We start from the raw sequence: 12282 nt of genomic DNA, 5'->3' as shown, positions 1-12282 counted from the left end.
GCCCGTGCGGTCCGCCCACGACGAGCGGACCGCGCGGGAGGGCGCCACAGGATTGGCGATCGAGACGCGCGGACTCACCAAGGTCTTCGGTAGGCAGCGGGCCGTCGACGGCGTGGACCTCGCCGTCCCCCGCGGGACGGTATTCGGCTTCCTGGGCCCCAACGGCTCGGGCAAGACCACCACCATCCGCATGCTCCTCGGTCTCGCCGCGGCATCGAGCGGCGACATCCGGCTGCTCGACGGCGCCATGCCGAAGGACGCCCGCGCCGTCCTCCCGCGGGTGGGAGCCCTCGTGGAGGGACCCGCGATCTATCCGTTCCTCTCGGGGCGCGCGAACCTCCAGCGGTTCGATGCCGCCGACCGCCACACCTCCCCCTCCACCCGGAACGCGCGCGTGGATGCAGCCCTGGAGCGTGTGGGCCTCGGCCACGCGGCGAAGAAGCGGGCCCACGCGTACTCGCTCGGCATGAAGCAGCGCCTGGGCATCGCCAACGCCCTGCTCGCACCACGCGACCTGCTGATCCTCGACGAGCCCACCAACGGGCTCGATCCCCAGGGCACGCGGGAGGTGCGCAACCTCATCCGGTCCCTGTCCGACGACGGCACCACCATCTTCGTCTCCAGCCACCTGCTCGCCGAGGTGGAGCAGATGTGCACCATGATCGCCGTCATGAGCGCCGGTCGGCTCGTAGCGCAGGGCACGCTCGACGACCTCCGGTCCCAGGGCACCGCCCGGGTCCGCATCACCACGCCCGATCCCGCCGACGCCCGCCGCATCCTCAGCGGACTCGGGCTCGTCCCCGAGCCCCACGGGCGAGACGACGTCGTGACCGCCGAGCTCTCCGTGCCCGGGCTGCAGCCGGAAGCGGTGAACGCCGCCCTCGTCCGCGCGGACGTGCGCGTGCGGGGTCTCGAGGTGAGCGGCGCGTCCCTCGAGGACCGCTTCGTCGCACTGACGGGAGAGGGGTTCGACGTTGCCGGCTGACATGGCGCAGGTGCGGCCCGCCCGCGGGCGTCGGTCCCTCGGATTGACGCTGGTGGTCTCGGAGATCACGGTCCTGTTCCGCAGGCTCCGCACTTGGGCGATGATCGGTGCATTGGCGTTGATCCCGATCCTCATCGCCGTCGTCGTCCGCGTCTCCTCCGACGGCGCGGCGAGCGGCCGCGGCCCGGCCTTCCTCAACAGCATCACGCAGAACGGCCTGTTCGTCTCGCTGACGGCGCTCACCGTCGCGATCCCCCTGTTCCTGCCGCTGACCATCGGCGTCGTGGCCGGTGACACGATCGCCGGCGAGGCCAATCTCGGCACGCTGCGCTACCTGCTCGTGGCGCCTGCGGGGCGCCTCCGACTGCTGCTCGTGAAGTACGCGGGGGCGGCCCTGTTCTGCTTCGTGGCGACCCTGACCGTCGTCGTGACCGGTGCGATCATCGGGGCGCTCCTGTTCCCGGTGGGTCCGGTGACCCTGCTCTCCGGGGACACCGTGGGTATCCCCGGGTACTTCGTGCGGCTGCTGCTGCTCGCCCTGTACGTGACGGTGTCGCTCATGGGCCTCAGCGCCATCGGCCTGTTCATCTCGACGCTGACCACCATCCCCGTCGGGGCCATGGCGGCGACCGCCGCGCTGGCTGCCGTCGCGCAGATCCTCGGCGCCCTCCCCCAGCTCGAATGGCTGCACCCGTGGCTGTTCACCAACTACTGGCTGGGGTTCGGTGACCTGCTGAGGGAGCCGATCGTGTGGACCTCCTTCGCGGACAACGCCCTGCTGCAGTTGGGCTACATCGCCGTGTTCGGCACGCTGGCGTACGGGCGGTTCAGCACCAAGGACATCCTGAGCTAGCCGGAATGGCTCTGCGTTCTTAACTTAGGCTACCCTTGGTCGTCGAGCCCTTCGCGTTCGACGGACATCCCCCACGGCCCGAGAAGAGACCTGATGCACCTGCGCCCCCTGACGACCACCCTCGTTGGACTGACCGCACTGACATCGATACTCACCGGGTGTAGCGCCATCGGCGGTTCGTCCGCGGACCTCCAGATCTATTCGGCGCGCCACTACGATCTCGAGGGTGCCTTCGGACAGTTCACGGAGGAGACCGGCATCACCGTCGAGTTCATCAGCGGCGACGACGCCGAACTCCTCGAGCGCCTCAAGGCGGAGGGTGAGGACACCCCGGCGGACGTGTTCATGACCGTCGACGCGGGCAACCTCTGGAACGGCGTGCGCCAGGACGAACTGGCCCCCACCAGTTCCGCCGTGCTCGACGAGGCCGTCCCCGAGGACCTCCGCGACGCGGACGGCCGCTGGTACGGACTGGCCCTGCGCGCACGCACGGTCACCTACAACCCCGACGCCGTGGATCCCGCCGAGTTCGACGCGGTCGACACCTACGCGGGCCTCGCCGATCCGACGTGGAAGGGCCGCCTGTGCATGCGGGACGCCACCTCCGCCTACACGCAGTCCCTCGTGGCAAGCCTGATCGACCTCCACGGCCGGGAGCGGGCCCTCGAGATCGTGCGCGGCTGGGTGGCCAACGAGGTCTCCATCCTGAGCAACGACGTCCTCCTCCTGGAGGCCATCGACGCCGGGACATGCGATGTCGGCATCAACAACCACTACTACCTCGCCCGAACCCTGGCGGAGAACCCCGACCTGAAGGTGGACCTGTACTGGGCGAGCCAGGAGGGTGCCGGGACGCACGTCAACATCTCCGGTGCCGGCGTAGTGCAGGGATCGGACAACCCGGAGGACGCGCAGAAGCTCCTCGAATGGCTCGCCACCGACGGACAGAACGCCTTCGTCGACGCCAACCACGAATTCCCCGTCAACCCTGCCGTCGAACCCGAGCCGGTCATCGCCACCTTCGGCGACTTCGAGCGCATGCCGCTGAACGCCGAGGCCTACGGGACCCTGAACGCCGACGCCGTCGACCTGCTCGCCGAGGCCGGATACAAGTGACCGATACGGCGGCGCTCGCCGAACCGCGGCCGCCCCGCCGACGCCCCCGGACCCACGGAGTCGGGCGTCCCGCGTGGTCGGCACTGGTCGTCACCGTGGCCGCCGTCGTCGCCACCCCCGTCCTGGCGGTCGTCGTCGACGGCCTCGGCAACAGCGCCGCCCTCCCGCGGGACCTCGGGCAGATGATCCTCACCACCCTCGCCCTGATGCTCGGCGTCGGTGCGGGGTCGCTGGTGGTGGGCGGAGGCCTGGCCTGGCTGGTGACCGCCTACCGCTTCCCGCTGCGTAATCTCCTGGTGTGGCTGCTCGTCCTGCCACTGGCGATGCCCGCCTATGTCCTCGGGTTCGTCTTCCTCTCGGTCTTCGACGTCGCCGGGCCCGTCCAGTCCTTCCTGCGCGCCGTGTTCGGGGCCGACGTGTGGGTTCCCGAGGTACGGTCGCTGCCCGCCGCGATCATCGTCATGTCGCTCTCGCTCTACCCCTACGTCTATCTCATGGCCCGCTCGGCGCTGATCGAGCAGTCCATGGGTACCTACGACGCGGCACGCACCCTCGGAGCGAACCGGGGCCGGGCGCTTCGGCGGGTGGTGCTGCCGCTCGCCCGGCCGTCCCTGGCCGCAGGGCTGGCCCTGGTGATGATGGAGACACTGACCGATTTCGCCACGGTGCAGTACTTCAACGTGCAGACCGTCTCCGTGGGGGTCTACCTCGTCTGGAAGGGCACGTTCGACTTCCACGCCGCCACCCGGCTCGCCGTCCTCGTCCTGCTGTTCGCCGTGGCCGTGCTGGTCGCGGAGAGGGCCCTGCGCGGGCGGGCGCGCTACCACCAGCAGGGCGGCCGGCGGCAGGGCTTCGAGCCGGAGGGCCTGCGGGGAGCGCGCGCCTGGGCCGCGACGGCCCTGTGCCTGGCGGCCCTGTCCGCCGGGTTCCTGATCCCCGTCACACAGCTCCTGGTGTGGGCGGTCGGGCAGGTCATCTCGGATGCGTCGTTCCTCGCCGATCCCAGGTTCGCGGAGTACCTGGCCAACAGCCTGCTCGTGGCAGGAGTCACCTCCCTGGTGTGCGTCGGCCTCTCCCTGTCCGTCGGTCACGCCATCCGGCTGGGCGGCGGCCGGCTCGTCTCCGGGGCGGCGCAGCTGACGACATTCGGGTACGCGGTACCCGGCGCCGTGGTGGGCATCGGGGTCCTGCTGTCCTTCGCCGCCCTCGACGCCGGGCTGGAGCGCGCAGGCGTCCCCGGGGGTACCGGGCTGATCGTGACGGGTTCGGTGGTCGGCATCCTCTACGCCTATGTCATCCGCTTCCTCGCCCCTGCCTACCAGTCGGTCAGTGCGAGCCTCGAGAAGATCTCCCCCACCCTCACGGCTTCCGCCCTGAGCCTGGGTGCCGGACCGCGCCGCATGCTCGGCCGGGTGCATCTGCCCCTCGCCCGGCCCGGGGTCGCCGTGGCCCTGATGCTGGTGGTCATCGATGCCGTCAAGGAACTGCCGATCGTCCTGCTCCTGCGGCCCTTCGGCTTCACCACGGCGTCCGTGTGGGTGTACGAGCTCGCGCGGGAGAACTTCTGGGAGAAGGCATCCCTCCCGGCCCTGGTCATCGTGGCTGTCGCCATCATCCCGGTCTTCGTGCTCGTCGGTCAGACCCGACGGCGCGAGGCCCATCGAACGGTTCCCGGAAAGGCAGGACAGTGACGGCCCAGACCAAGAGTGCGCCGGCCGGTCGCGACGCAGTGGGCGCCCCTCCCGCGCTCACCCTCGAGGGAGTGACCAAGCGGTACGGATCGGCCCGGGGAGTCGAGGGGATGGACCTGGTCGTTCCCCCGGGAGAACTCCTGACGCTGATCGGCCCCTCGGGCTGCGGCAAGTCGACGACGCTGCGGCTGGTCGCCGGGCTGGAACGGCCCGACGCCGGGACGATCACCGTCGCCGGGCGGGTCGTCGCGGACACCCGCCGCTTCGTCGAACCGGAGCGCCGGCGGGTGGGGCTCGTCTTCCAGGACCATGCCCTCTTCCCGCACCTCACGGTCGGGAAGAACGTCGAGTTCGGCCTCCACGACCTGCGCAGCGGTGAGCGCCGATCCCGCGCAGGGGAACTCCTGGACCTCGTCCAGCTGACCCATCTCGCCGACCGCTATCCGCACGAGCTGTCGGGAGGCGAGCAGCAGCGCGTCGCCCTGGCGCGCGCACTGGCCCCGCGGCCCGCCGTCGTCCTCCTCGACGAGCCGTTCTCCAGCCTGGACGAGTCGCTGCGCGCCCAGGTCCGCCGGGACACCGTGACGACGCTGCGCGAGACCGGCACCACCGGGGTGCTCGTCACCCATGACCAGACCGAGGCCCTGTCCGTGGGCACCCGCGTGGTCGTTATGAACAACGGCCTGATCGAACAGGCCGACTCTCCCGAGAAGGTCTTCGAACGGCCGTCCACCCGGTTCGTCGCCTCCTTCATGGGTGACGCCGATTTCCTCCCCGCGCACGTGCACCGCGCCCTGCTGACCTGCGAGATCGGGATCGTCTCCACGGTCTCCGGTTGGGCGGACAGCGACGCGGACGTCGACGTCGTGCTGCGGCCCCACGAGGTGGCCCTCAGCCCTTCGGCGGACGCCACCGCGCGGGTGTCCGCGGTGGAGTACCACGGGGCGTTCGTCCTGCACCACGTCCGGCTCGCCTCGGGACGGACCCTGCGCTCCTGGCAGCCCCACGATGTGCGCCACCCCGTCGGCACACCCGTCACGGTGACCGTGGCCGCCGGCACCTCGCCCACGCTGCTCGTGGGTGATCGGGCCGTCACCACGCCGCCCGGCAACGCCCCGAGGATGGCGGTGGCACCGTGAGCCTCAACCCGGACCTCTCCGAGGCCACGTTCACCGACCTCGCCCGCCATGGCGACCGGCCCGCGGTCCTCACCGCCGACGGCGCCCTCTCGTACCGCGAGCTAGCAGCGCGGGTCGACGACGTCGCTGCGCGCCTCGGCACGGAGCGACGCCTGGTCCTGCTCGCGGCACGCAACGACGTGGAGACCCTCGTGGCCTACCTGGCGGCGATCACGGCCGGCCACCCGCTGCTCGTGGTGCCGGCGGACAAGCCCGCTGCGCTCGAGTCCCTCGTCTCCGGGTACGAGCCCGATGTGGTGCTCCGGACCGGGAACGGCTCGCTCGCCATCGACGAGCGGTGGCCCGGCACCCGGCACGAGTTGCACCCCGATCTCGCGCTGCTGCTCAGCACCTCGGGGTCCACGGGCTCCCCGAAACTGGTCCGGCTGTCGCGGGCCAACCTCGAGGAGAACGCACGGTCGATCGCCGGGTACCTGGGCATCGGCCCCGGCGACCGGGCCGCCACCACCCTGCCGTTCTCCTACTGCTACGGCCTGTCGGTGGTCAACAGCCATCTGGCCGGCGGGGCCAGTCTCGTCCTCACGGACCTGTCCGTCGTCGACCCCTGTTTCTGGGACCTCTTCCGCGAGCGCGGTGCCACCTCCTTCGCCGCCGTGCCGTACAGCTTCGACCTGCTCGAGCGGGTGGGCTTCGCGGACATGGACCTGCCGACCCTGCGCTACGTCACCCAGGCGGGCGGGCGGCTCGCTCCGGAGAAGGTGCGGACCTGGGCGGAGACCGGCCAGCGGCGGGGCTGGGACCTCTTCGTCATGTACGGGGCCACGGAGGCCACGGCACGGATGGCCTACCTGCCCCCCGACCTGGCGGCGGAGCACCCGGGAACCATCGGGGTGCCGGTCCCCGGGGGCTCCTTCCGGATCGATCCCGTCGACGGCCTTCCCGCCGGGGAACTGGTCTACACCGGCCCGAACGTGATGCTGGGCTATGCCGAAGGGCCGGGTGACCTCGCGCTCGGGCGCGAGCTGCAGGAACTCCGGACGGGGGACCTCGCCCGCCGGCACCCGAACGGCCTCTACGAGGTGGTCGGCCGGCGCAGCCGGTTCGTCAAGATCGCCGGGTTGCGGGTGGACCTCGGGCAGGTCGAACGGATCCTCGCCGACCTGGGCGCCACCACCGCCGCCACCGGTTCCGACGACGACGGCCTGGTCATCGCTGTCGAGGGCGACCACGACACGGCCCTGCTGTCCAAGGTGCTCGCCACCGACCTGGGACTGCCCCGGGCCTCGGTCGCGCTGCATCCGGTGGAGCGCCTGCCCCGGCTGCCCACGGGCAAGATCGACTATCCCGCCGTCCGGAACCTCGCGGCCGCGCAGGTCGTACCTCCTGCCGACGGAGGACGGCAGCAGGAGGGTCCCGCCGACGTGCCGCGGATCTTCGGGGAATGCCTCGACCGTGCGGATGTGCGTGCGACGGACACCTTCGTCTCGCTCTCCGGTGACTCGCTCTCCTACGTGGCACTGTCCGTCCGGCTCGAGGCCGCCCTCGGGCCGCTGCCCGCCAACTGGCATCTCCTGCCCGTCGGCGAACTGTCCGGCCGCAGCAGGCCACGGCGCCGGCGGCTCATCTCCTTCCTGGAACCGTCGATCGTGCTGCGGGCCGTCGCGATCATCTGCATCGTCGCCGCCCATGTGGAGCTGTTCACGTTCCATACCGCGCACCTGCTGTTCGTCGTCGCCGGTTTCAATTTCGCCCGCTTCCAGCTGACCGGGAACCGGCCCGAGCGGCTGCGGCGCCATGCTCGGAGCCTGGCGAGGATCGTCGTCCCGTCGGTCGCCTTCATCGCGGTGGCCTATGTCCTCACCGACAACTACAGCGTCGCCAACATCCTCCTGCTCAACGGCATGGTGGGGCCGCAGGAGGTGACCAGCGAGTGGCACTTCTGGTTCGTCGAGATGCTGGTCTACGTGCTCGTCGCGGTCATGCTCCTGCTGGCCGTCCCCTGGGTGGACCGGTTCGAGCGCCGCGCGCCGTTCGCGTTCACCCTGGGTCTCCTGGCGGTCACGCTGCTCAGCCGGTACGACATCGTCGATCCCGGCCTGCCCAAGCCCCTCCCCGTCTTCTGGCTCTTCGTACTCGGGTGGGCGGTCGCACGGGCCGGCGACACCCGGCGTCGGCTGCTGGTGTCGGCCCTGGCCGCGCTGACGGTGCCGGGCTCCTTCGACGAGCCGCTCCGTGAGGTGACCATCGTGCTGGGCCTGCTGCTCATCACGTGGGTGCCGGCGCTGCCCGTGCCGTCGATCCTGCGCCGCGTCACGGGCTGGCTCGCCGCGGCGTCGCTGTACATCTACCTCACGCACTGGCTCGTCTACCCGATGCTGATGCCCTTCGGCCAGGTCGTCGCCGTCGTCGGATGCCTGCCGGTCGGGGTCGGCTACTGGGCGCTGTGCCGGTGGGCGCCCGTCGCATTCGTACGATGGAGGCGGCGCAGGGCCCCGATCCTCGCGTCGTAGGTCCTGCCGGGGGTCACCGGGACCGCACGGGCTGCGCCGCGGGCCACAGCCCGTCCAGGGAGTGCAGCGCGTGCCTACGCGCGATGGCGACGACGGCGGACGCGCACGTCTCGGCGTCGCTCCCCGCGTCGTGGTGCCTGAACGCGCCCAGGCCGAGGGCCTTCGCGACATCCGGCAGCTTGTGGGACTCGAGGGCGAGGAGTCGCCGTGCAAGATGGACGGAGCAATGGAACGCCGTCTCGGGTGCCGGAAGGCCCGACTCCGCGCAGGCACCCCGCAGCACGGACCGGTCGAAGGAGGCGTTGTGCGCCACGAACGAGTCGGTGCCGGCGAACGCCTGGATACGCTGCAGGCTCTCGGGCCAGCGAGGAGCCGTCCGGACGTCAGCAGGGCGGATGCCGTGGACCTCAATGTTCCGCGGCGCGAACTCCCCCACCGCATGAGGTGGCCTGATCAGCCAGGACGCCGAGTCGACGACGACGCCGTGCCGAACCTTCGCGAGGCCGACGGCGCAGACCGAACCGCGCTTGCTGTTCGCGGTCTCGAAGTCGATAGCCGTGAAGTTGAGACCGTGCACTGTTCCCCCTGAAGACCCCACCGCTGGTTCCGCGGCCTCCGACAGCCTACCGGCCGCAGATCGCACGATCCCGCAGCGCCGGCGTCCGCGAGGTGCGGAAACCCTGACGGAATCCTGCCTCGAACCCGTGCGGGCGGCGGACCGGCAGCGGCCCCGCGGCCGATAGATTCGTGGTATCCGGCGAGGCTCAGCTCGCGCGGGACGCGCAAGGGGACTCTCATGACCATCGGACACCGGCGATGACCGCCGCCGTACCGCTCGACGGCGAAGCCGCGTACGTGGAGCCCGCGACGCTGGGGCTGCTCAAGCGGCGCATCCCCGGGCAGTCCGTGATGGAGGAGCTCCTCGACACCCACGCCCGGAGCACCGAGCGCGGGCTTCTCGCGCGCGTCCTGGGGGTCCACCCGTTGAGTTCCGAGAGCCGTCCCTGGTACTGGGGCGCGCTGGGCGAGCGCGCCACCGGTCGCACTCTGGCCTCGCTGGGACCCGAGTGGACGGTCCTGCACGCCGTCCCCGTGGGTGAGAAGTCGGCCGACATCGACCACGTGGTGATCGGCCCCACGGGCATCTTCACGATCAATACGAAACGCCACCCCGGCCAGAACATCTGGACGGCGAAGGGCACCTTCATGGTCGCCGGGACCCGCTACCCGTACGTCCGCAATTCCGAGCACGAGGCGACCCGGGCAGGGAAGCTGCTCTCGGCCGCGGTCCGCCAGAACGTCGTGGCTACCGCCGGAATCGTCGTCGTCGGCGCGCGTCAGGTGACGGTCAAGGAGAAGCACCGGACGGTCTCGGTGCTCACGCAGGGTCACTTGCTGCGCTGGATCACCCGGCGGCCGGTCGTCTACTCCCCCGAGCAGGTGGCCCTCCTGTCGGCGGCCGCTGCGCAACCCTCCACCTGGCGGCGTACCACGCCCGTCCTCCGCGACGCGGCGGAGATCGTGGGCCCGTTCGAAGCACTGCACCAGCTCGTGGAGCAGGCACGACGACGGCGGATCGGCTGGCTCCTGGCCGCTCCGGTGGCCTTTTTCGCGTCGGTTGCCGGCGTGCTGCCGTCCTTCTGACGCTTCGCGACCCGAGAGTTTTCCGTGCTGCCCAGCCTTGCCCGACGGCCTTGGATGTCGTGCCTCGCGCGGGCAGCAGCAGCATGCACCCCAGCGTCGATCGACGCAACTGATCCTTCGATCGTCCGGCTCCCGAAGTAGCGGACGGTTTTAGCTACTGCCGGTCTCGACCTACAGCTCCGGCGCCCGCTTCGCCCAACCCGTCGCCTGCTCGAACGCATACGCCACCTGCAGCAGCTCCACGTCGCTGCCGTGCGGCATCGCCAGCTGCAGCCCGAGCGGTAGCCCGCTCTCGCTGAAGCCCGCCGGCACTGACACCGCCGGCAGGCCCGTCGCCGAGATCAGGGTCGCGGAGCGCATCCAGTCGACGTACGTCTCGAACTCGACGCCGTTGACGGACGTCGGATACCGCTCGGTGGCGTCGAACGGCAGCACCTGAGCGGTGGGGCTCGCAAAGACGTCGTACTTCCCGAAGTAGCGGCGCACGCTGGCATCGAGCCGCGTCCGTGCGAGGGCGGCGTCGACCATGTCCTGCGCGGTCAGCTGCAGGCCCTGCTCCACGTTCCACCGGATCTCCTGCTTGATCGTCTCGCCGTGCTTCTTGACTATCCCGCCGAGACCGAGCACGAAGTCGAAGGCGCGCGTCGTCCGGAACACCAGATCGGCCTCGCGCAGGTCGGGCGCGGCTTCCTCGACCACGGCGCCCAGATCGGTGAAGACCTGCAGTTGCCCCTCGAGCACCCGCAGCACCTCACGGTCCACGGGCACACCGAGTCCGAAGTCTGCGGACCAGCCGATCCGCAGACCGGTCAGGTCGCGCTCCAGAGGCGCTGCGAACGAGCCCGACACCGGATAGGCGTAGGGCACGGCGGGATCCGCCCCAGCAATCGCGGTCATACCCAGGGCGATGTCTCCGACCTCGCGCGCCATCAGTCCGGCGCGGTTCAGCCACGCCCAGGCGTTGCGGGTCGGCAGGGAGGGGACGACCCCGATCGACGGACGGTATCCGGCCACGTTGCAGAACGACGCCGGGTTGCGGAGCGAACCACCCATGTCGCTGCCGTCGCCGAGCGGCTGGATCCGCGCTGCGATCGAGGCGGCCACTCCCCCGCTGCTGCCGCCCGCGCTCCGGGTGGTGCCGTACGGATTGACCGTCGTCCCGAACACCTCGTTAAAGGTGTGAGCGCCGGCGGCGAACTCCGGGACGTTCGTCTTGCCGGTCGTCACGACGCCGGCGCTCTTCAGGCGGCTGATGATCGAATCGTCGAACGTCGGGACGAAGTTCCGGAAGGCCATCGACCCCTGCGTGGTGCGCAGGCCCTTCGTGTTGTGCGTGTCCTTATGCGTCATCGGCAGACCGTGCAGCGGCGGCAACTGCGCACCCGACGCCGTCAGTTCGTCCGCTGCGGCTGCGAGCGCTGCGGCGCGTTCCCGATCCTCCGTGACGACGGCGTTGAGCACGCCGTTGACGGCGTCAATCCGCTCGAAGTGCGCCTCGAGCGCTTCCCGTGCGGACACCTCGCGACGCCGGATGGCGCCGGTCAGCTCGACGGCGGACAATTGCAGGATCGGGGCGACATCGTGTGTCGATGCGGAGATCATTCCTCGACCCTAGCGACTCCGCGCGAGGGACGATGAACTCAGCTATTCGCAGCCGATCCCGTCGCCGTCCTTGCCGTCCAGACCGTAGATATCAGTACCCACGACGCGTACAGGACCCTGGACGTAGGACGGGCCATTGCCGTTTCCGCTGGCGCAGTCGACGTCGCTGTCAATGGGTACGCAGTCGCCTTCGTAGTTCGGATCGCATCCGCTGGCAGCGGGTACGGCGGCTTGCACCGGAGCGGGAGGCGCGATGACGACGGGCGCTTTCGAGCCCACGGCGATGACCTCCTGCACCGGTACCACGCGCATCTCCTCACCTGCGGGCACGCGCCCTGTCTCGACGCCATCCGTCAGGGTCACCTGGAAGCGGGTCGCTTTGACCCCCGCGACTCCCACGATTGCGAGCGCCTCCACGCCGCGATCCAGATTCGGATCGTCCTGACGTCGCGAGGTGAAAGCCACAGGTTCTTCCACCCACTCCTCGTGGACGGTCACGACCGGCTCGGGCGTCGATGTCGGTGCGGGGCTCGGAGTCGACGCGGGCATCGGCGGAGCACTGGGCAAAGGACTCGGGGTGGCTGAAGCGGACGGCGCAGCAATGGTGTCCGCCACCTCGACCAGCGATGCGTTCGACCCTCCGCCGCAACCGGTGAGGGCCAGCAGCCCGACTCCCAGGAGCGCCGAGCAGAGCCTGGTTTTGGACAGGACGGACCTAGACATGCTTATCCCCATATTCGTG

10 protein-coding genes are annotated in these 12282 nt (G+C 70.3%); 7 read left to right on the top strand and 3 right to left on the bottom strand.

Annotated elements, in window-relative coordinates; genetic code table 11:
* Positions 1 to 4 precede the first annotated feature (4 nt).
* The 6 genes from ACX80N_RS09755 to ACX80N_RS09730 all read left to right on the top strand — a co-directional run bounded on the left by ACX80N_RS09755 (position 5) and on the right by ACX80N_RS09730 (position 8294).
* Positions 5 to 985, top strand: coding sequence for an ABC transporter ATP-binding protein (locus ACX80N_RS09755; RefSeq protein WP_459339278.1), 981 nt, complete (start codon positions 5 to 7; stop codon positions 983 to 985).
* 1 nt (position 986) lies between these two features.
* Positions 987 to 1838 carry an ABC transporter permease gene (locus ACX80N_RS09750; RefSeq protein WP_459339224.1) on the top strand — a complete coding sequence of 284 codons (852 nt, stop codon included), beginning with the start codon at positions 987 to 989 and terminating at the stop codon, positions 1836 to 1838.
* A 93-nt stretch (positions 1839 to 1931) separates the two neighbouring features.
* Positions 1932 to 2954, top strand: a complete 1023-nt coding sequence (locus ACX80N_RS09745; protein WP_459339223.1) for an extracellular solute-binding protein — start codon at positions 1932 to 1934, stop codon at positions 2952 to 2954.
* Positions 2951 to 4645, top strand: a complete 1695-nt coding sequence (locus ACX80N_RS09740; protein ID WP_459339222.1) for an ABC transporter permease — start codon at positions 2951 to 2953, stop codon at positions 4643 to 4645. Before ACX80N_RS09745 ends, ACX80N_RS09740 begins: the two co-directional genes overlap by 4 nt.
* Positions 4642 to 5784: an ABC transporter ATP-binding protein gene (locus ACX80N_RS09735; protein WP_459339221.1), complete on the top strand. Its 1143-nt coding sequence runs from the start codon at positions 4642 to 4644 to the stop codon at positions 5782 to 5784. The genes ACX80N_RS09740 and ACX80N_RS09735 overlap by 4 nt, the downstream gene beginning before the upstream one ends.
* A complete protein-coding gene (locus tag ACX80N_RS09730) occupies positions 5781 to 8294 on the top strand; it encodes an AMP-binding protein (RefSeq protein WP_459339220.1) in 2514 nt (837 codons plus the stop codon). Before ACX80N_RS09735 ends, ACX80N_RS09730 begins: the two co-directional genes overlap by 4 nt.
* A gap of 13 nt (positions 8295 to 8307) precedes the next feature.
* Here ACX80N_RS09730 and ACX80N_RS09725 read toward each other — a convergent pair whose 3' ends face one another.
* Positions 8308 to 8871, bottom strand: coding sequence for a 3'-5' exonuclease (locus ACX80N_RS09725; RefSeq protein ID WP_459339219.1), 564 nt, complete (start codon positions 8869 to 8871; stop codon positions 8308 to 8310).
* 239 nt (positions 8872 to 9110) lie between these two features.
* Between ACX80N_RS09725 and ACX80N_RS09720 the strand changes: the two genes are divergently transcribed.
* Complete coding sequence (locus ACX80N_RS09720) at positions 9111 to 9938, top strand: nuclease-related domain-containing protein (protein WP_459339218.1); 828 nt, start codon at positions 9111 to 9113, stop codon at positions 9936 to 9938.
* A gap of 171 nt (positions 9939 to 10109) precedes the next feature.
* Here ACX80N_RS09720 and ACX80N_RS09715 read toward each other — a convergent pair whose 3' ends face one another.
* A complete protein-coding gene (locus ACX80N_RS09715) occupies positions 10110 to 11540 on the bottom strand; it encodes an amidase (RefSeq protein WP_459339217.1) in 1431 nt (476 codons plus the stop codon).
* Positions 11541 to 11582: 42 nt separating this feature from the next.
* Complete coding sequence (locus tag ACX80N_RS09710) at positions 11583 to 12263, bottom strand: G5 domain-containing protein (RefSeq protein WP_459339216.1); 681 nt, start codon at positions 12261 to 12263, stop codon at positions 11583 to 11585.
* Positions 12264 to 12282 lie beyond the last annotated feature (19 nt).

It is taken from the genome of Arthrobacter sp. MDT2-16 (assembly GCF_054510925.1).
This window is presented reverse-complemented; position numbering and strand designations above follow the sequence as displayed.

Excerpts from the sequence above, each read along its gene's own strand:
- ACX80N_RS09750 (WP_459339224.1), top strand. The coding sequence starts at position 987 with ATGGCGCAGGTGCGGCCCGCCCGCGGGCGTCGGTCCCTCGGATTGACG.
- ACX80N_RS09745 (WP_459339223.1), top strand. The coding sequence starts at position 1,932 with ATGCACCTGCGCCCCCTGACGACCACCCTCGTTGGACTGACCGCACTG.
- ACX80N_RS09720 (WP_459339218.1), top strand. The coding sequence starts at position 9,111 with ATGACCGCCGCCGTACCGCTCGACGGCGAAGCCGCGTACGTGGAGCCC.
- ACX80N_RS09715 (WP_459339217.1), bottom strand. The coding sequence starts at position 11,540 with ATGATCTCCGCATCGACACACGATGTCGCCCCGATCCTGCAATTGTCC.
- ACX80N_RS09710 (WP_459339216.1), bottom strand. The coding sequence starts at position 12,263 with ATGTCTAGGTCCGTCCTGTCCAAAACCAGGCTCTGCTCGGCGCTCCTG.